Origin of the sequence: Streptomyces sp. GD-15H, assembly GCF_045291515.1 — a bacterium.
Taxonomy (GTDB): Bacteria; Actinomycetota; Actinomycetes; order Streptomycetales; family Streptomycetaceae; genus Streptomyces.
Map to the genome: position 1 here is coordinate 5,998,950 of NZ_CP149447.1, position 18,475 is coordinate 6,017,424.

Consider the following 18,475-nt stretch of genomic DNA (forward strand, 5'->3'; position numbering starts at 1 on the left):
CATCCCGACTCCAAGAGACAGCGCCTGACAAAGCTCCGGTGAGCGGGGGGCTGGTGCGCGCAGCTGCAAGGCGGAGGAGGGAGTCATGGCGGAGCCACGGCGACCGACGACACCGCGGCTGGGGTCCCCCCTGCTCGAAGAGCTCGGGGGAGTGCGTGCCAGGCCTCGCGTCCCCGGGAGGAACCGAAAGACAGGCCCCAAGGGGAGGGACCAGCATCATGGGCGTCACGCTCGCCAAGGGAGGCAATGTCTCCCTGTCCAAGGCCGCACCGAACCTCACGCAGGTGATGATCGGGCTCGGCTGGGACGCACGCTCCACCACCGGAGCCCCCTTCGACCTCGACGCCAGCGCACTGGTGTGCAGCGACGGCCGGGTCATGGGGGACGAGTGGTTCGTCTTCTACAACCAGCTCACGAGCCCGGACGGCTCGGTGGAACACACCGGTGACAACCTCACCGGCGAGGGCGACGGCGACGACGAGTCCCTGCTGGTCGACCTCTCCAAGGTGCCGGCCCGGTGCGACAAGATCGTTTTTCCGGTCTCCATCCACCTGGCCGACGACCGCGGCCAGGCTTTCGGTCAGGTCAGCAACGCCTTCATCCGCGTCGTCAACCAGGCGGACGGCCAGGAACTCGCCCGGTACGACCTGTCGGAGGACGCCTCCACGGAAACCGCGATGATCTTCGGCGAGCTCTACCGTTATCAGGGCGAGTGGAAGTTCAGGGCCGTGGGACAGGGGTATGCGTCAGGGCTGCGGGGCATCGCTCTAGACTTCGGAGTCAATGTTTCGTAAAGCCGACTACGGCAGCGGGGAGAGTCTCCTCCGGAGATCGTCCGGTGGAGCCCCCCTCACATGATGGGGTAGCCAGTGGTTCTGAAAACCTTCGGCTGGTCGTTCGCGGTCACCGCGCTCGGTCTGGTCGCAGCGATCCTTTTCGGGGGGTGGACCGCCTTTGGCATCGTGGCGATCCTGTCGATCCTCGAGATCTCGCTGTCCTTCGACAACGCGGTGGTCAACGCCGGGATCCTGAAGAAGATGAATGCCTTCTGGCAGAAGATCTTCCTCACGATCGGCATCCTGATCGCCGTCTTCGGTATGCGGCTGGTCTTCCCCGTCGTGATCGTCGCCATCAGTGCCCAGCTCGGTCCGATCGAAGCGGTCGATCTCGCCTTCAGCGACAAGGACCAGTACCAGCAACTCGTCACCGACGCCCACCCGTCGATCGCCGCGTTCGGTGGCATGTTCCTGTTGATGATCTTCCTGGACTTCGTGTTCGAGGACCGGGAGATCAAGTGGCTGACCTGGCTCGAGCGCCCGCTCTCCAAGCTCGGCAAGGTCGACATGCTGTCGGTCTGCATCGCGCTGATCGTCCTGCTGATCGCCTCCCTGACCGTCGGCGCCAACGCCCACCAGCACGGCGGCCTCCATGTCGACAAGGCGGAGACCGTCCTCCTCGCCGGTATCGGGGGTCTGATCACCTACATGATCGTGGGCGGACTCTCCGGCTACTTCGAGGACAAACTCGAAGAGGAGGAGGAACGCGAACACGAGGAGGAGGAGAAGGCCGCGCGCGCCGGAAAGCCCCGTACGGCGGTCGCGATGGCCGGCAAGGCCGCGTTCTTCATGTTCCTCTACCTCGAGGTCCTGGACGCGTCCTTCTCCTTCGACGGTGTGATCGGCGCCTTCGCCATCACCAACGACATCGTGCTGATGGCCCTGGGCCTGGGCATCGGTGCCATGTACGTCCGTTCGCTGACGGTCTACCTGGTCCGCCAGGGCACCCTCGACGAGTACGTCTACCTGGAGCACGGCGCGCACTACGCCATCGGCGCGCTCGCCGCCCTGCTGCTCATCACGATCCAGTACGAGATCAACGAGATCATCACCGGCCTCATCGGTGTCGTCCTGATCGGTGCCTCCTTCTGGTCCTCCGTGCGCCGCAACAAGGCGATCGCGGCGGCCGGGGGAACCCCGGAGAAGACCGAGGTCTCGTCCGGGGTGTGACAGCCCTCCGCGTGAGGAACGCTCTGTGCGGGGCGGCCGTCGAGGACCACTCCTCGGGGCCGCCCCGTCGGTCGTTGCGGGGCGGCAGGGCAGCGGGACAGCGCAGGGCAGCGGGGACAGCGGGGTCCCACGAGCGGATTTGGGGCGGGAATGGGCTTTCTGGACGGACTGTGGCGCGGGAAAGAGACCGCCTTCGACTCGGGCAACGCGGCCACCAACGCCATCGAACTGACCAAACGGCACGCGCAGGTGTCCCTGACCAAACAGGGCGCGGCCAACGGCCATCTGCGGATCAACCTGAGCTGGCGGATGCGGACCTCCGATCTGCCCGGCTCCCAGCGGGCGAGCCTGCTGCGGCACCCGCTCAAGGCGCTCAAGCCCCCGGAGGTCGTCGCCCACAGCCAGAGCATGGTCAACGTCGACCTGGACCTCGGCTGCCTGTACGAACTCCAGGACGGCACCAAGGGCGTGGTCCAGCCGCTCGGCGGCTTCCTCGGCGACGTCAACGCGGCGCCGTACGTCAAGCTCAGCGGCGACGACCGGTTCGGCTCGGCGTCCGGCGAGACGATCTACGTCAACCTGGACCAGCGCGAGCACATCAAACGCCTGCTGGTCTTCGCGTACATCTACGACCAGACGCCCGCCTTCGACCGCACGCACGCCATCGTCACGCTGTTCCCGAGCAACGGCCCGCGGATCGAGATAGGCCTGGACGAACGCCATCCACAGGCCCGCTCCTGCGCGGTGGTGATGATCGAGAACGTCAAGGGCGAGATCCTGGTCCACCGCGAGGTGAAGTTCGTCTACGGCTTCCAGGCGGAGCTCGACCGGCTGTACGGCTGGGGCCTGCAGTGGGGCCGGGGCTTCAAGTCGAAGGTGGACCGCTAGCGCTTCCCGCTCCGGCTGCGTACGGCGGATCGCGCGCACGGACCGTCGACCTCCCCGCCGGGTTGTACGGCACACGACGGATTGCCACGAGACGGGACGTGCGTGCGCATCGGGCGCATGTCCGGCGGGCCGGAGACGGACGAACCAGGGGGATCCGTGCGCGGGAGGCACTGCTCCGGTCGGCCGGGCCCTGGGCGGCACGCCCGCCCCGGGCGGCGACGTGTGCGTCCGGACGACGCGCTGACCCACCCGGCGGCGCCACCGGCCGGCCCGCCCGACCACGCCTCGAAGGGGAAACCGCATCCATGCGAAAGGGACTTGTCACCGCCGTGGCCGCGTGTGTCGCGGCATTGCTGTCGCCCACGGCGGCACAGGCGGCACCGCGCACCCTGCGCCTCACCCAGGGCGCCGACGGGGCGTCGAGGCCCCCTCGCTCAGCGCGGACGGCCGCTACGCGGTCTTCACGTCGTTGGCGTCCCACCTGGTCCCCGGTGACACCAACGGTGCCCCGGACGTCTTTCTGCGGGACCTGAGGGCCGGCCGCACGCAGCGGGTCAGCACCGACGCCGACGGTACGCCGGTCCAGGCGGACACCGCGGCCCGGCCGCTCGACGCCCGGGCAAGGATGGTGGCCTTCTCCTCGGCGGCCGACAACCTGGCCCCGGGGCCGCGCGGCCCTGGGACGGACGCCTACGTACGGCGGCTCGGACCTATCGCCCGATGAACTGCGGTCCCTGCGGGGGCAGCCGGAAGTCGGGGTCGGGGACGCCGGGCACGGGGGGCGGGTAGCCGTAGCCGGACGGCGCTCCCGCGGCGGCCGCGGGCGCCGTCTGTGGGTAGCCGTAGGCGGGTCGGCCGGTCGTCTGCGGGTAGCCGTACGCCGGCGGCGCGGCCGGGGGCTGCTGCGGTGGATACCCGTACGCGGGCTGCGGCGGCACCCCCGCCGGCTGCTCGGGCGGCAGCGGCCCGGACAGGTCCGCCGCGATCGGGGCCTGCGGCTGGGTCAGCGCGTCGGGACGGACCGAGGCCCCGGACGTGCCGGATGTGTCCGGCCGGCTGGGTCGGCGGCCGAGGGGTCCTGCGCCGTCTCCGACTCGTCCACCGAGATGCCGAAGTCCGTCGCCAGGCCCCTCAGCCCGTTCGAGTAGCCCTCGCCGAGCGCCCGGAACTTCCAGCCCTCCCCGCGCCGGTACAGCTCACCGCAGATCAGCGCCGTCTCCTGGCCCGTCTCCGGCTTGACGTCGAAGTACGCCAGCGGCTCCGCTTCGGGCGCCTGCGCGTCGAACAGCATGATGCGCAGCGTGTGCACGTGGTCGAAGGTGACGCCGTCCGCCGACGCCACCAGCAGGATCCGCCCGACGCCGTCCTCGACACCGCCGAGGTCCGTCTGGATCGTGTCCGTCAGGCCCTCGGTGACACGCTTCTTGCCGAGCCGCCACACCGTGCCGGACGGGTGCCGGGGCTGGTTGTAGAAGACGAAGTCCTCGTCCGACCGCACCCGGTCGTCGAGCCCCAGGAGCAGCGCGGACGCGTCCACGTCCGGCACACCCTGCCCCGGGGACCAGCGCAGGACGGCGCGTACCGTGGTGGCTTGGAGCGGGACGTTCGACCCCTTCAGCATGGCGTGCGTCATGCGGTCATCCTGCCCTCTCCGTCCTGGTCACGACAATGCGGGGGGAGCGAGACGGTAGGAGAACGACACGGCCGGGTCACTTCGAGTTCACGCCGGCCGGGAACCACCGACATCGTTCCGTACGTACTATTACCGGCCACCTTCCGACATTCCACAGCATGCCCAACGGCCACGGGGGAGTTCTATGCGTCACTTCGGACAGATCGCCCCGGCGGTGCGGAAACGTCTCTTCCACCGGGAGCCGGGCGTGTTCACGCAGGAGTCCCCGGCCCGTCTGCTCTCCACGGCCCTCGGCGCCACGCTGTACAGCCCCGCGACCCGCCCCCGGCTCGCCGACGACGTCGTCAAGCAGGCCGGGCGCGGCGTGGTCTCGATGGTGCTGTGCCTCGAGGACTCCATCGGCGACGAGGACGTGATCGCCGGCGAGGCGAACCTCGTCCGCCAGTTCGTCGATCTGGCCAGGCCGGCGGCCGATCTGCCGCTGCTGTTCATCCGGGTCCGGACCCCCGACCAGATACCGGGCCTCGTCCGGCGTCTCGGCCCCACCGTCGCGCTGCTGTCCGGATTCGTCCTGCCGAAGTTCACCGAGGAACGCGGCGTGCCCTTCCTGGAGGCTCTCGCCCTCGCCGAGGCCGAGAGCGGACACCGCCTCTTCGCCATGCCGGTACTGGAGTCGCCGGAGCTGCTCTACCGCGAGACACGTGTGGAGACCCTCGAAGGCATCCTCCGCGCCATCGACAAGTACCGCGACCGGGTCCTCGCCCTGCGCCTCGGTGTGACCGACTTCTGCTCCCCGTACGGGCTGCGCCGCGGCCCCGACATGACCGCCTACGACATCCAGATCGTCGCCTCCGTGATCGCCGACGTGGTGAACATGCTGGCCCGCGCCGACGGCACCGGATTCACCGTGACGGGGCCGGTCTGGGAGTACTTCCGGATTCAGGAGCGCATGTTCAAGCCACAACTGCGGCAGAGCCCCTTTCTGGAGGTACAGGCCGTGGAACTGCGCGCGACACTGATCGAGCACGCCATGGACGGCCTGCTGCGGGAGATCTCCCTCGACCGGGCCAACGGACTGCAGGGCAAGACCTGCATCCACCCCTCGCACGTGCTGCCCGTGCACGCGCTGTCCGTCGTCAGCCACGAGGAGTACAGCGACGCGCAGGACATCCTCCGGCCGGAGCGCGACGGCGGGGGGGTCATGAGGTCGGCGTACACGAACAAGATGAACGAGGTGAAGCCGCACCGCGCCTGGGCCGAGCGGACCCTGCTGCGCGCCGAGGTCTTCGGCGTCGCCAACGAGGACATCGGGTTCGTGGAGCTGCTCGCGGCCGGCCTGGCGGAGTGACGTACCGGAGTGACCCACCGGAGCGACGGCGAGGGACTCATGGAGAAGGCAGTGAAAAGGCAGTGAGAAGGCAGTGAACGAGGGAGTGCGCCGCGAGGCGCGCGACGGATCGCCGACCGGCGCGGGCGCGACCGGCGCGGGTACGACCGGTGAGGACATGGCCGACGAGGGCACGACCGACGGGAGTGTCTGGTCCGGGAGCTGGGTCGCGGAGCGGCTCGGCGTCGAGCTGGTCGGCGACGACCGGCTGACCGGGCTGCTGGGCCTGGCGCTGCGCCGCAACCCCAAACGAGCCCACCTGCTGGTGTCCAACGTCCTCGGCAAGCACGTGCCCCGGTCGCCGTCCGTCGTGTACGGCCACGGTGTCGCCCTCGGCCGCCGGGTCCGCGAACTGCTCGGCGAGGAGGCCCACCGGGCCGTGGTCCTCGGGTACGCGGAGACCGCGACCGGCCTCGGCCACTCGGTCGCCGACGGCCTGGGCGTCGCCCCCTGCCTGCACTCCACCCGCCGCCCGGTCCCCGGGGTGGCCACGGCGGGCGGCTTCGAGGAGTCCCACTCCCATGCGACCTCGCACCTGCTGCTCCCCGAGGACCCCGGGCTGCTGGCCGGGGACGGGCCGCTGGTCCTGGTCGACGACGAGTTCTCCACCGGCAACACGGTCCTGAACACCATCCGCGACCTGCACGCACGCCATCCTCGGCGGCGGTACGTGGTGGTCGCCTTGGTCGACATGCGCTCGCCCGCCGACGCCGGGCGCCTGGAGGACTTCGCCCGCGGGATCGGCGCCCGCGTCGACCTGGTGACGACCGTCTCGGGCACGGTACGGCTCCCCGAGGGCGTGCTGGAGAAGGGCAGGGAGCTGGTGGCCCGACAGGAGGCGGCGCAGGCGGAGACGCGGGTACAGGCGCAGGAGGCCGTCGCCGACCGGACCGACCGGAGGACGGACCGCGTCGCCCGGGTCGAGCTGGGCTGGCCGGACGGACTGCCCGACGGCGGGCGGCACGGGTTCACGCCCGCACACCGCGTCCGCCTGGACGGCGCCCTGCCCGCCATGGCCGCCCGGCTCGCCGACGCGCTGCCCGACGGCACCCGCCGCGTCCTCGTCCTCGGCTTCGAGGAGCTGATGTACGCCCCGCTCCGTCTCGCCCAGGCGCTGGAACAGAAGCTGGAAGAGGCGCCGACCAGGGTGACCGGCGCCGAGGTGCGCTTCTCGACCACCACCCGCTCACCCGTCCTCGCCGTCGACGACCCCGGCTACGCGATACGCACCCGGCTGGTCTTCCCCGCCCACGACGACCCCGCCGACGGCCCCGGCGAGCGCTACGCCTACAACGTCGCGGGCGCCGGCTTCGACACCGTCGTCGCCGTCGTCGACTCGGCCGCCGACACGCCCGCGCTGCACGCGCCCGGCGGCCTGCTGGCCGAGCTCGCCGCGCACACCCCGCAGGTCCTCCTCGCGGTCGTACCGTCGTACGTACCCGCACCTCCTGACGGACCCGACGCCCCCGAAAGGCCCGCCTCCATGCTGCCCGAGCCCCTCCGCGGCCCCGCCTTCTCCTCGTACGCGCCCGAAGAGGTCGGCTGGCTGCTCCAGGACCTCTCGGACGTCACGCTGGAGGCGCCGACCGAGGAGCGCGAGGAGGCCATCCAGAGCGGCGGCGCGCACTACGCCGAGTCGCTGCCCGTGGAATACCAGCCGAGCGAGCAGTACCAGCAGCTGTTCCACGCGGCCCTGGAGACCTCGGCGGCCCGCCTCGCCCACGCGGTTGGCGTGGTCACCGAAACCGTGCTCGCGGAGCGGTCACCCCGCCCGGTACTCGTCTCCTTGGCCCGCGCGGGCACCCCCGTCGGCATCCTGATGCGCCGCTGGGCCCGGCACCGGCACCGGCTCGACCTCCCGCACTACGCCGTCTCCATCGTCCGCGGCCGCGGCATCGACGCCAACGCGCTGCGCTGGCTGGTCGAGCACCACGATCCCCGGGACGTCGTCTTCGTCGACGGCTGGACCGGCAAGGGCGCCATCACCCGTGAACTCGCGCAAGCCGTCGAGGAGTTCGAGAAGGCCCACGGCGTCACCGGATTCGACCCGGAGATAGCGGTGCTGGCCGACCCCGGCTCCTGCGTACGGACCTACGGCACCCGCGAGGACTACCTGATCCCCTCCGCCTGCCTCAACTCGACCGTCTCCGGCCTCATCTCACGCACCGTGCTGCGGGCCGACCTGGTCGGCCCGGACGACTTCCACGGCGCCAAGTTCTACCGCGAACTCGCCGACGCGGACGCCTCGGTGGCCTTCCTGGACGCCGTCTGCGCCCGCTTTCCCGAGGTCACGGACGCCGCCTGCGCCCAGGCCAAGGAACTGCTCGCCACCGACCGCACCCCCACCTGGGAGGGCTGGGCCGCCGTCGAACGCATCAGCGAGGAGTACGGCATTCACGACGTGAACCTCGTCAAGCCCGGCGTCGGCGAGACCACCCGGGTGCTGCTGCGCCGGGTGCCCTGGAGGATACTGGCGCGGGCCGGGGCGGGCAGCGACCTCGACCACGTCCGGCTGCTGGCCGAACAGCGGGGCGTCCCCGTCGAGGAGGTCGCCGAACTCCCGTACACCTGCGTCGGTCTGATCCACCCCCGGTACACGCGCGGCGCGACCGGCGCCGACGGCAGGGCGGTGACCCGCTGATGCCCGTCCTCGTCGCCAGCGACCTCGACCGCACGCTCATCTACTCCGCCGGCGCCCTCGCCCTGACCGTGCCCGACGCCGAGGCGCCCCGCCTGCTGTGCGTGGAGGTCTACGAGAGCCGCCCGCTGTCCTTCATGACGGAGACGGCGGCCCGGCTCCTCACCGGACTCGGTGGCAGCGCGGTGTTCGTACCGACGACCACCCGCACGCGTGAGCAGTACGGGCGCATCAGCCTCCCCGGCCCCCGCCGGCCTACGCCATCTGCGCCAACGGCGGCCACCTCCTGGTCGACGGCGTGTCCGACCCCGACTGGCACGCCCGGGTGACCGCACGCCTCACCGCCGAGTGCGCCCCGCTCTCCGAGGTGCAGGACCATCTGCTGCGGACCGCCGAACCGGCCTGGACCCTCAAGCACCGGGTCGCCGAAGACCTCTTCGCCTACCTCGTCGTCGAGCGCCGACTGCTGGACGAGGAGTGGGTGAAGGAACTCGCCGTGTGGGCGGAGAACCGGGGCTGGACGGTCTCCCTGCAGGGCCGCAAGATCTACGCCGTGCCGGGGCCGCTCACCAAGAGCGCGGCCATGCGTGAGGTCGCCCGCCGCACCGGCGCCGCCCTCACGCTCGCGGCCGGCGACTCCCTCCTCGACGCCGACCTGCTGCTCGCCGCCGACCGGGGCTGGCGCCCCGGCCACGGCGAACTGGCCGACGCCGACTGGACGGCCCCCGGGATCACGGCACTGCCCGAGCGCGGGGTACTGGCCGGCGAGCGCATCCTGCGGGAGTTCCTGCACACGGCCCGCGCGCCGCGCTGACGGCACGGGGAGGGCCCCGCCGAGGGCGGGGTCCTCCCCGGTACCGGGGAGCAGCCGGGAACGTCAGCCGCAGCAGCCCCCGCCGCAGCAGCCACCGCCCCCGCCGCCCGCGCGGGGTGCGGCGGACGGCGCGGAGGCGGCACCGCCCACGGCGACCGTGGACAGGAGCTTCACCGTGTCGTCGTGTCCCGAGGGACAGTCGGCCGGGGCGGCGGACTCCGCCATGGGACGGCTCAGTTCGAAGGTGTCGCCGCAGGTCCGGCAGCGGTACTCATAACGAGGCATGCGCACAGGCTAACCGGCAGACCTCTGTTTGTGGCGGGGGAGCGGGGTGCGGGGGCGCCGTGCCGGTCAGCCGGCGGAGCCGCCGCGGTCCTCGCGGATCAGGGCCACCACCTGTGCCACCGACTCGCGGACCGCCTCCGCCTCCGTCAGGAAGTGCCAGTAGTCGGGGTGACGGCCCTCCAGGGCGTCGACGGCCCGCTCCAGGCGGGCCACGGCGGTGTCCAGCGGATGGGCGTGGCGCGGGTCCGGGGTGTGGCGGCCGGCCATGGCCAGGCGCTGGGCGTCCCGGATGGCGAAACGGGTGCGCTCGATCTCCTGCTCGGGGTCCTTCTGCACGGCGTTCAGCCGGCGCAACCGGTCACCGGCGGCGGACACGGCCTCGTCGGTCGTGTTCAACAGCGCCCGTACGGTCGACAGCAGGGCGGTCGCGTCCGCCCACCGCTGCTCCTCGCGTGCGGTTCTCGCCTCGGCGAGCCTGCCCTCTGCCTGGCGCACGTTCTCCGCGGCCACCTCGGGGACGCGCTGCAGGTCCTGCCAGCAGGCGGCGGTGAAGCGGCGGCGCAGCTCGCTGAGGACCGGTTCCACCTGTGCGGACCGGGTGGTGAGGGCCTGGGCGCGGGTCCGCAGGGAGACCAGCCGCCGGTCGATCTCGGCAGCCCGTTCCGGCAGCCGGTCGGCCTCCGCGCGGACGGCCTCGGCCCGGCGCGTGACCTGCTCGGCCCGCTCCAGGGTCTGCGGCACGCCGTGCTGCCCGGCGCCCTGGTTCAGCTTGGTCAGCTCCGGGGAGAGCGCGGCGAGCCGGGCGGCGAGATCGTCGGCCCGCAGCCCCGACCCGCGGGCGGTGTCCAGCGCGTTCGAGGCGGCGAGCAGGGCCTGCCGGGCACGCTCGACGGCGGGCGCGAGCCGGGCCAGCTGGGTCTCGGCCTTGCCGAGGAGGGGGCCCAGCCCGTTGGTGAAGCGGTCCAGTTCCCGCTTGACCCGGTCGAGCTCGCCCTTGGCGGCGGTCAGCTCGGTGCGGGCCCGGGAGGCGACCGAGGGGTCCAGGTCGTCGCGGTCCAGATCATGGGCGTCGACGGCGTCGATGTACTGGTGGCTGGCCTCGTCGATACGGCGGCCGAGCGCCTCGAAGTCGGCGACGGCCCGGCGGGCGGCGGGGGAGCTGTCGACGGCGGTGATCGTCTCGATGGAGATCCGCAGGTCCCGCTGGGCGGTGTCGAGTTCGTAGAACGCGGCCGCCGCCGCGTCCTTGGCGGCCTGCGCCTCGGCCCGCTGGTTCTCGGCCCACCCGCCGAACCAGCGCCGGGTGCCGCCGCCGGCGAACGCGGCGGGCAGCGCCGGCGCCGCCACCAGCGGCAGGGCCATCAGGGCGAGCGTGTCACGGAGCGGACCGGCCGCCCGGCGAAGGCGCACCATGCGCGGGCGCGGCCACGAGGGAGGAGACAGAACACCACGCGTGCGGTGCCCGCGTGGTCTCGACGGCGAGTACGGCTGCTCTGGTGTCGCCGTCACATCCCTCTCCCGTACTGTCGTTCGCCCTGCCCGGTGCCATTGTCCCACCGGTGGAGGACGAACACACGGGTCGGTCAGTTCGTCGTACGGACCGTGAGACTTCCGTCGCCGGTGTGGACGTTCACCACATGGGAACTGGCGTCGTCGCGGGGCACCGACACATGTTCGGCGCCGTCACCGGTCCTGGTCGTCACCCGGTAGGCGGCCCGGGGCAGTTCGACGGTGGCGGAGCCGTCGCCGCTGCGGGACTCCACCAGGTCGGGGACGGCACCCAGCGTCAGGCACAGCGTGCCGTCACCGGTCCGGGCGCGCACGGTGCGCGAGTCGACCTCGGCCCGCAGCGATCCGTCACCGGTCCGCAGGTCCAGGGGCCCGGTGGTGTCGGTGACGTGCACGGACCCGTCCGTCGTGCGGATGCTCAGCGCGTCGCGGAAACCCCGGGCCCGCACGCTGCCGTCGCCCTCCACGACCTTCACGGCGACCCCGTGGGGCACCTCGACGCGGTGCTTGGCGGAGCAGTCGGCGACGATGCCGGAGCACCGCGTGCGCAGTGTCAGCCGGTCGCCCTCCAACGACCAGGTGACCTTCGGGTCCGAACCGAGGGCGACGGTGCCCCGGAACCACCGGGTGACCTCGACCCTGCCCGACGGGTTCCCCTCCGCGGCGACGATCTCGAGCGCGGAGTCGTCGGAGTCGACGGTGAGGGTGCTGCCCGGCAGGTTGAAGGACCGGTGGTCGGGGTCCGTGTCCTCCGCGGCCGCCGCCCCGCAGGCACTCAGCCCCGCGACGAGCACCGCGGCGGCCCCGCCGAGGGCGACCGCGCGCCCGCGCCCGCCCCGGGAGGAGCCGGCGCCGGCGGTACGGGTGGTGCCGGTCGTGTGGTTCACGGTGTGCGTACCGGCGTTGCTGGTCGTTCGGGTCATGACGATCTCCCCCTGGGACGGACGGCGGCGCCCTCCGGCGCACTTCGACCGTACGGACGCGGGCCCCGCCGGGGGATCCGGGCCACTACCGGATCCGAGGTGGGGTTTACCCCCCGGAAGAACCCGGGGTCGCCCCGGAGGAACCCCTGGTGGCAGGGTGCCGGGCCGTCGGCGGGACGGGTGTTTGCCGGACCGCGCCCCGGGCCATGTAGGCTGTCGACTCGGCCTGGGCGGTGCGTCCGGGTCCCGGGTGCGTAGCTCAGGGGTAGAGCGCCTGCCTTACAAGCAGGATGTCGGCGGTTCGAAACCGTCCGCGCCCACCGCGTGGTGATCAAGGGCCTCCGGAGACGTTCCGGAGGCCCTTTTCGCTGTGGCGGCGGTGCCCCTAAGAGGACTGCTCCGTGCCGTCCGGCGGGTTCTCGTGGGCGTGCTTCAGCCGGGAGCGGGCGTGGACCCGGTCGGCGCCGGTGAGCCCCGCCCAGTAGCGATGGGTGCTGACGAACACCACCAGCTCGTGCTCCCGGCGCCGCAGCTTCTCCACCTCGGCCTGTTCGTCGTCGGTCCAGCCGGGCGAGGCGGGGCGCTCGACCAGGCGCCAGCCGGTGCCGTCGCTGAACCCGTCGAGGGGCTCCACCGACCAGGGAAGCCGCTTCAACAGGGCCGACAGCTCGGCCTGGACCTGACGCAACTCCTCCTGACCGGCGAGGAGGTCACTCGGAAAGTCATAGGTCGCAGCCACACCCCGATGATACGCCTGTTCGATTTTGGGTGGCGAGTTACTCGGGGGTCTCCCGGGGGTTCACCCTCATGGCCCGGAGGGGCTTCTCGGGGTGAGACTGGGGGCATGTGCCGGAGTATCAAGACCCTGCGTCCGCCCGCCCTGCCCGAGGAGGCCACCGAGGACGAGATCCGGGCCGCCGCCCTGCAGTACGTGAGAAAGGTGTCCGGCTTCCGGGCACCGGCCGCCCACAACCGCGAGGTCTTCGACCGGGCCGTGGACGCGATCGCCGAGGCCACGGCCCAACTGCTGGACGGCCTGGAGGTGCGCGGCGCGAGCGCGGCGCGGCAGGCGGGGTAGCGGGCGCCTCCGGTCCACCACGACGTCCCAGCCGCGCCGTCCGCTACGCGGCCTCCGCCGGTACCGGGTGCCGGCGCACCAGGTAGGCCGCTCCCGCGCCCGCCGCGAACAGCGCGCCGACCGACACCGCGGTGGCGAGCCAGGTCGCGCCCAGCCAGTGGGCACCGAAGTAACCGAGGGCCACGCTGTAGGCGGCCCAGGACAGGCCCGCCAGCGCCGACCAGGGCAGGAAGTCGCGGGCCCGGCGGCGGGCGGCGCCCGCGCCGAGCGAGACCAGCGAGCGGCCCGCAGGGGCGAAACGGGCGAGGACGACCATGCCGCCACCGCCTCGGGCCAGTGCCGAGCCGAGACGTTCCTGCGCGCCGGTCAGCCGACGGGACCGGGCGATCGCCCGGTCCAGACGGGCGCCGCCGCGCCAGGCGAGGCGGTAGGCGACCAGGTCGCCGAGGACGGAGGAGGTGGCGGCGCAGAGGGTCAGCGCCAGGATGTCGGGCACGCCGGTCGCCGTGCCCGCGGCGGCGGCCGTGGCCGCCGTGATCACCAGGACCCCGCTCGGCAGCATCGGCAGGAACACGTCGAGCAGGACCGAGAGGGCCACCACCGCATAGATCCATGGGCTGCCGATCAGCGACCCGAAACTCTCCACCCGAACTCCCCGTGGCTCCCCCGTGGGCCAGACCGTGCCGCGTTGTCGCGGGGGAGCGGCAGGAGTGGCCTTTACAGCCAACGAGCGTACGCCGGGCATGTGACGGAAAGGTCACGGGGGGTTCATACGTCCGGTGTTGAAGATTCATTTCCCGGACGGCGGGTGGTGGCGGACGGCGGGCACCGCCGACCGCCGTGAGCCGGGCTGTCGGGCCGTCAGGCGGCGACGGGGCTCTGTTCCGTCGGCTTGGACTGCACGGCCTGAGCGCGGGTGCGCCGGGTGAACAGCCGGTCCAGGCCGAAGGCGCCGGAGCCGGTGAACACCAGCAGGAACATGGCCCAGCAGTACATGGCCGCGCCCTCGCCGCTGTTCTGGAGCGGCCACAGGGCCTCCGGCTGGTGCACGCTGAAGTAGGCATAGGCCATGGCGCCCGACGAGATGAACGCGGCGGCACGGGTGCCCAGTCCGAGCAGGACCAGGCTGCCGCCGACGAGCTCGATCACGGCCGCGTACCAGTGGGGCCAGGCCCCGGTCTCGGCGGTGCCGCCGCTGCCGTCCGTGCCGCCGAGCACACCGAACAGTGCGGCGGCGCCGTGGCAGGCGAAGAGCAGGCCGACGACGATGCGGAACAGACCGAGGGCGTACGGCTGGGCGCTGTTGAGGCGTCCGGACATGTGGGGGTCTCCTTCGGTGGACCGGCCCGGAAGGGACCGGGCGGGGACGGGAACCGAGTCGTAGGCCCGTGTGAGGTGCCCCTCACTCATGCTTGCAAGTTCAACGTTTGGCCACGGGAGATCGCCTCTTGAGGAGGTCGCCCGCCCGCCGCCGCACGTGAATACGGCTCCGCCCCACCCGCGCGTTCAACGCTGTGACCGGGTCCACACCCCGTGTCACAGTCGTCCCCCAGTCAACTCACAGGGCCTTCAAGGTTTTTGACGCCTCTTCATCCCTGCATCACCCGCTGGTCGCTCAGCCGGATCTCCGCCACCGTCCTCAGTCGCGCCCTCGTCCGGCGTCCGCTTCCAGTCTCCGGCCTCGTCTCCCCCGGCTCCTCCGTGCGTGCGTGCTCCAGTCGCAGCACCGCCGAACGCCCCCGCATCGTCAGCGTCATGAGCTGGTTGCCGAACCAGGGCCCGCCCGTCTTGCGCCACTTGATCGGCGGCTTCCTGGAGCCACCGTGCCGGGCGAAGGCGCGGCCCAGGGTGCGTGCGGCGGCGCTCCAACCGAAGCGGAAACCCAGCCGTATCGACAGGGGAATGGAGTTGTGGACGGGGGAGCAGGTCAGCTGCACCACCTGGGCGTCCGGGCCGCGCCCGCGTTCGTTCCCGCGCACGTCACCGGTTCCGTCGTTCCCGTCCCCCGTCCCGGCCAGCTAGGCTCGGCCACGTACGCGTGGTGGACGTCACCGGAGAGCACGCACACCGTCGCCGGCGCGTCCGGCCCCGTGCCGGCCTCGGCGATCAGCTCCGCCAACTCCCCGAAGGACTCCGGGAACGCCGCCCAGTGCTCCAGGTCCGCCGCGCGCCGAAGCCACTCCCCGAACCGCGCCCACCGGGGGCCCTTGTCGCCCCGGCACAGCATGGAACTCCACGCCTCGACGTCGTGCACCAGGTGCGGCAGCAGCCAGGGCAGGGACGTGCCGATGAGGAGGTGGTCGTACGAACCGTGCTCGTCCCGTACTTGTTCGCGCAGCCACGCCGCCTCGTCCGGGGCGAGCATCGCACGCTCGCCCTCCGCCAGGACGCGGGCCGCCCTGATGTCCACCATCAGCAGCCGCACCCGGCCGAAGTCGCGCCGGTAGCTCCAGCGCGTGGACGCCGCGTCGGCCTCGGCCTCGGCGGCGAAGGTCCGCAGCGCCTCCGTACCGTCGGGGCTCTCCCGGACGGACGTGTACAGGGGGTCCGCCGCCAGCTCGCGCGGGGAGAGGTTGCCCAGGTGCTGGTAGACCCAGTACGACATCAGGCCGCTGCGCACCCGCTCCCCCCACCAGGAGGTGGCACGCATGTCGGCGACCCAGGAGGCGGAGGTGTTCCAGTCGTCGATGACGTCGTGGTCGTCGAAGATCATGCAGGTGGGGACGGTGGACAGCAGCCAGCGCACCGGGGGGTCGAGCCAGGACTCGTCGTAGAGGTGGGTGTACTCCTCGTAGTCCGCCACCTCGCTGCCCGGGGGGTCCTCGAGGTCGCGGCGGGCGGCGAGATACGCGCGGGTCGCCTCGGACGTCTCATCGGCGTACACCTGGTCGCCCAGGAGGAGCAGCACACCGGGCCGTTCCCCGCCCGGGTCGGCCGCGATGCGGGTGGCCAGGGCGTGCAGCGCGTCGGGGCCGACGGGGTCGTGCTCGCCGGTCGGCGGGGACGCCCAGTGGCAGGAGCCGAAGACGACGCGCATGCCGTCGGCGGGGTCGGCGGCGGGGGTGGCGATGACGGAGGGCGGGAGGGACCGGAAGGGTTCCTCCTCGGTCAGCGGCCACACCCGCGTGTCGTCGAGGAACACCTCGTACGGCGTCGCCGTGCCCGGGGTCAGGCCGGTCACCTCGACCAGCGCGTAGTGGTGGCCCGCGATCTGGAAGGTGCGGGCCGTCCCGCCGGACCCGTCCGCGCAGCGCACCTCGGCGGTGCCCGGCCGGCTCGTCTCGGCCCAGACGGTCGCGGACGAACCGTCGATGTACCTCAGCAGTGGCCCGAGGCGCAGTGCGGTCATGGCGACCCCTTCCTCCGTCGCTCCGTACGGTACGCAGCGACGGAGGTCAGCGGGGAGCACCCGGCACTCAGCAGTTCGCGAGGTACCCCTGCAGGGCGGACTTCTCGGCCGAGTCGACCGACAGGCCGTAGTAGTACTTCACCTGCACCCAGGCGCGCACGTAGGTGCAGCGGTAGGCGGTGCGGGACGGCATCCAGGTGGCGGGGTCCTGGTCGCCCTTGGACTGGTTGACGTTGTCGGTGACCGCGAGCAGTTGCGGGCGGGTCAGGTCGTTGGCGAATGCCTGGCGCCGGGCGGTGGTCCAGGAGCCGGCGCCGGAGTCCCAGGCCTCGGCCAGCGGCACCAGGTGGTCGATGTCGACGTCGGAGGCGGCGGACCAGGTGGCGCCGTCGTACGGGGAGTACCAACTGCCGCTGGTGGCGGCGCAGGAGGAGTTGGTGACGACGTTCGTGCCGTCGCGCTTGAGGATCGTCTCGCGGGTGTTGCAGGTGCCGCTGACGGTGATCCAGTAGGGGAAGAGGTCGCGGTTGTAGCCGGTGCGGTTCTCGGTGGACACGGTGAGCGAGGAGAGGTAGCTGCGGGCGGTGGAGGCGCTGACCGGAGTGGGGAGGGCGGCGGAGGCGCTCGGGCCGTTGAGCATTCCGGCGGAGGCGATGAGTCCGGTGAGCGCCGCGACTATGCTCAGCCGTCGACGCGCGTAGAACTTCGGCATGGGCGAACTCCCTTGTGGGGTGGGTCCGTTGGAGTGCGAGCAGGGGAATGCTCGTCCCCCGGCGTTACGGGAAGGGGTGGGTTTGGTGAGAAGTTAATGACGCGCTCATGACACGTCCAGGTTCAGGACGGTGTGGATGTGGTGCGGGTGCGGTGCGGGTGTGATGTGTCCGCGCGCACAGACGGCCCGCGGCGCCTCGCGTACCATGGACGGCGCAGAGGGGGAGTAGCCCTTCGCCGGACCGTCGACATACTGCTCAGCCCGTCTGAGCCGGCGCCCGGAGGCAGGTCCCGCAGGGGCAGGCCGGCGAGACCTTCGGCAAGCAGTGCACCGCCCGTGCCTCTCGGCGCGGGTGCCACGTGTGCTGCCGTGCCGAGGTGTCCGTGAACGCACAGCACTCTCGGTGGGGCAGCCCCGACCGATCGAGGAACCGTTGATCAACCTGACTGTGACGGCCGTCGTCTTCGGCGTCGTCTTCCTGGCCGAGCTGCCGGACAAGACCGCGCTCGCCGGCCTCGTCCTCGGCACCCGTTACCGGGCCTCCTACGTCTTCGCCGGTGTCGCCGCCGCCTTCGCGCTGCATGTCGCGCTCGCGGTGGCGGCGGGAAGCGTGCTCACCCTGCTGCCGCAGCAGCTCGTGAGCGCGATCACGGGTGTGCTCTTCCTGGGCGGCGCGGCGATGCTGCTGTTCAAGAAGGACGAGGGCGAGGAGGAGATCCGCAACCCGGAGAACCAGTCCTTCTGGAAGGTCTCCGGGGCGGGCTTCATGCTCATCCTGGTCGCCGAGTTCGGCGATCTCACCCAGATCATGACGGCCAACCTCGCCGCGCGCTACGACGACCCGCTCTCCGTCGGCCTGGGCGCGGTGCTCGCGCTGTGGGCGGTGGCCGGGCTGGGCATAGTCGGCGGAAAGGCCCTGATGAAGCGGGTGCCACTGAAGCTGATCACGAGGATCGCGGCGCTGCTGATGCTGGGGCTCGGGGTGTGGAGCCTGTGGGAGGCGGTCACCGGCTGATCGGCCCGAGGGCTGCCCGGGCGCCCCGTGAAGACGTGCGGGTGCGACGCCGGGGCCAACGGTTTGTGAACGGTTGGTGGAGACGCTGGCGGGATGCCGGTCATGTTTTGTATCGTGGATGAACAAAGTGGCTCCCGCCCGTTTTCCCTGACCGGCGGGCGGGGCCGCCTTGTCTCTCCGCCTTGTTCTCCGGGCCCCACTCCCGGCCCACATCCGGACCCGGCCCCCGCGCATTGGA

15 protein-coding genes, 1 tRNA gene and 3 pseudogenes are annotated in these 18,475 nt (G+C 71.9%); 10 read left to right on the forward strand and 9 right to left on the reverse strand.

The window, feature by feature from the left end; genetic code table 11:
- Positions 1-218: 218 nt before the first annotated feature.
- The 4 genes from WJ438_RS28290 (at position 219) to WJ438_RS28305 (ending at position 3,618) form a co-directional block, all read left to right on the forward strand.
- Positions 219-794 (forward strand): TerD family protein, encoded by a 576-nt coding sequence (locus tag WJ438_RS28290; RefSeq protein WP_406727718.1) that lies wholly within the window; start codon positions 219-221, stop codon positions 792-794.
- Positions 795-869: 75 nt separating this feature from the next.
- Positions 870-2,006 carry a DUF475 domain-containing protein gene (locus WJ438_RS28295; protein ID WP_406727719.1) on the forward strand — a complete coding sequence of 379 codons (1,137 nt, stop codon included), beginning with the start codon at positions 870-872 and terminating at the stop codon, positions 2,004-2,006.
- 150 nt (positions 2,007-2,156) lie between these two features.
- Complete coding sequence (locus WJ438_RS28300; protein WP_406727720.1) at positions 2,157-2,894, forward strand: Tellurium resistance; 738 nt, start codon at positions 2,157-2,159, stop codon at positions 2,892-2,894.
- A 337-nt stretch (positions 2,895-3,231) separates the two neighbouring features.
- Positions 3,232-3,618, forward strand: coding sequence for a hypothetical protein (locus tag WJ438_RS28305; protein ID WP_406727721.1), 387 nt, complete (start codon positions 3,232-3,234; stop codon positions 3,616-3,618).
- Here WJ438_RS28305 and WJ438_RS28310 read toward each other — a convergent pair.
- Positions 3,605-4,527, reverse strand: a pseudogene (locus WJ438_RS28310) (TerD family protein). The gene WJ438_RS28305 and the pseudogene WJ438_RS28310 sit on opposite strands and share 14 nt — an antisense overlap.
- A gap of 184 nt (positions 4,528-4,711) precedes the next feature.
- Between WJ438_RS28310 and WJ438_RS28315 the strand changes: the two are divergent.
- The 3 genes and pseudogenes from WJ438_RS28315 (at position 4,712) to WJ438_RS28325 (ending at position 9,366) form a co-directional block, all read left to right on the forward strand.
- Positions 4,712-5,875 carry an HpcH/HpaI aldolase/citrate lyase family protein gene (locus tag WJ438_RS28315; protein WP_406727722.1) on the forward strand — a complete coding sequence of 388 codons (1,164 nt, stop codon included), beginning with the start codon at positions 4,712-4,714 and terminating at the stop codon, positions 5,873-5,875.
- Positions 5,876-6,032: 157 nt separating this feature from the next.
- Positions 6,033-8,555 (forward strand): phosphoribosyltransferase, encoded by a 2,523-nt coding sequence (locus WJ438_RS28320; RefSeq protein WP_406729836.1) that lies wholly within the window; start codon positions 6,033-6,035, stop codon positions 8,553-8,555.
- Positions 8,555-9,366 (forward strand): annotated as a pseudogene (locus WJ438_RS28325) (HAD family hydrolase). The gene WJ438_RS28320 and the pseudogene WJ438_RS28325 overlap by 1 nt, the downstream one beginning before the upstream one ends.
- A gap of 63 nt (positions 9,367-9,429) precedes the next feature.
- Here WJ438_RS28325 and WJ438_RS28330 read toward each other — a convergent pair.
- From WJ438_RS28330 to WJ438_RS28340, 3 genes are all read right to left on the reverse strand, one after another.
- On the reverse strand, positions 9,430-9,651 hold the full coding sequence (locus WJ438_RS28330) for an FmdB family zinc ribbon protein (RefSeq protein WP_406727723.1): 222 nt from the start codon (positions 9,649-9,651) through the stop codon (positions 9,430-9,432).
- Positions 9,652-9,717: 66 nt separating this feature from the next.
- Positions 9,718-11,160: a hypothetical protein gene (locus tag WJ438_RS28335; RefSeq protein ID WP_406727724.1), complete on the reverse strand. Its 1,443-nt coding sequence runs from the start codon at positions 11,158-11,160 to the stop codon at positions 9,718-9,720.
- A 74-nt stretch (positions 11,161-11,234) separates the two neighbouring features.
- A complete protein-coding gene (locus tag WJ438_RS28340; protein ID WP_406727725.1) occupies positions 11,235-12,083 on the reverse strand; it encodes a hypothetical protein in 849 nt (282 codons plus the stop codon).
- A gap of 248 nt (positions 12,084-12,331) precedes the next feature.
- Here WJ438_RS28340 and WJ438_RS28345 point away from each other — a divergent pair.
- A tRNA-Val gene (locus WJ438_RS28345) sits at positions 12,332-12,403 on the forward strand.
- Positions 12,404-12,468: 65 nt separating this feature from the next.
- Here the strand turns inward: WJ438_RS28345 and WJ438_RS28350 are convergent.
- Positions 12,469-12,822: a hypothetical protein gene (locus WJ438_RS28350; RefSeq protein WP_406727726.1), complete on the reverse strand. Its 354-nt coding sequence runs from the start codon at positions 12,820-12,822 to the stop codon at positions 12,469-12,471.
- Between the two features lie 105 nt (positions 12,823-12,927).
- Here WJ438_RS28350 and WJ438_RS28355 point away from each other — a divergent pair, with 105 nt between their 5' ends.
- Positions 12,928-13,161 carry a DUF2277 domain-containing protein gene (locus WJ438_RS28355; RefSeq protein ID WP_406727727.1) on the forward strand — a complete coding sequence of 78 codons (234 nt, stop codon included), beginning with the start codon at positions 12,928-12,930 and terminating at the stop codon, positions 13,159-13,161.
- Positions 13,162-13,204: 43 nt separating this feature from the next.
- On the opposite strand, the gene WJ438_RS28360 is transcribed toward WJ438_RS28355, so the two are convergent.
- The 4 genes and pseudogenes from WJ438_RS28360 to WJ438_RS28375 all read right to left on the reverse strand — a co-directional run bounded on the left by WJ438_RS28360 (position 13,205) and on the right by WJ438_RS28375 (position 17,222).
- Positions 13,205-13,807 (reverse strand): DedA family protein, encoded by a 603-nt coding sequence (locus WJ438_RS28360; protein WP_406727728.1) that lies wholly within the window; start codon positions 13,805-13,807, stop codon positions 13,205-13,207.
- Between the two features lie 215 nt (positions 13,808-14,022).
- Positions 14,023-14,481: a DoxX family protein gene (locus WJ438_RS28365; RefSeq protein ID WP_406727729.1), complete on the reverse strand. Its 459-nt coding sequence runs from the start codon at positions 14,479-14,481 to the stop codon at positions 14,023-14,025.
- A gap of 269 nt (positions 14,482-14,750) precedes the next feature.
- Positions 14,751-16,510 (reverse strand): annotated as a pseudogene (locus WJ438_RS28370) (alkaline phosphatase D family protein).
- 67 nt (positions 16,511-16,577) lie between these two features.
- Entirely contained in the window at positions 16,578-17,222 is a 645-nt protein-coding gene (locus WJ438_RS28375) for an HNH endonuclease family protein (protein ID WP_406727730.1), read from the reverse strand.
- Between the two features lie 433 nt (positions 17,223-17,655).
- Between WJ438_RS28375 and WJ438_RS28380 the strand changes: the two genes are divergently transcribed.
- A complete protein-coding gene (locus WJ438_RS28380) occupies positions 17,656-18,237 on the forward strand; it encodes a TMEM165/GDT1 family protein (protein WP_406727731.1) in 582 nt (193 codons plus the stop codon).
- Positions 18,238-18,475: the final 238 nt, after the last annotated feature.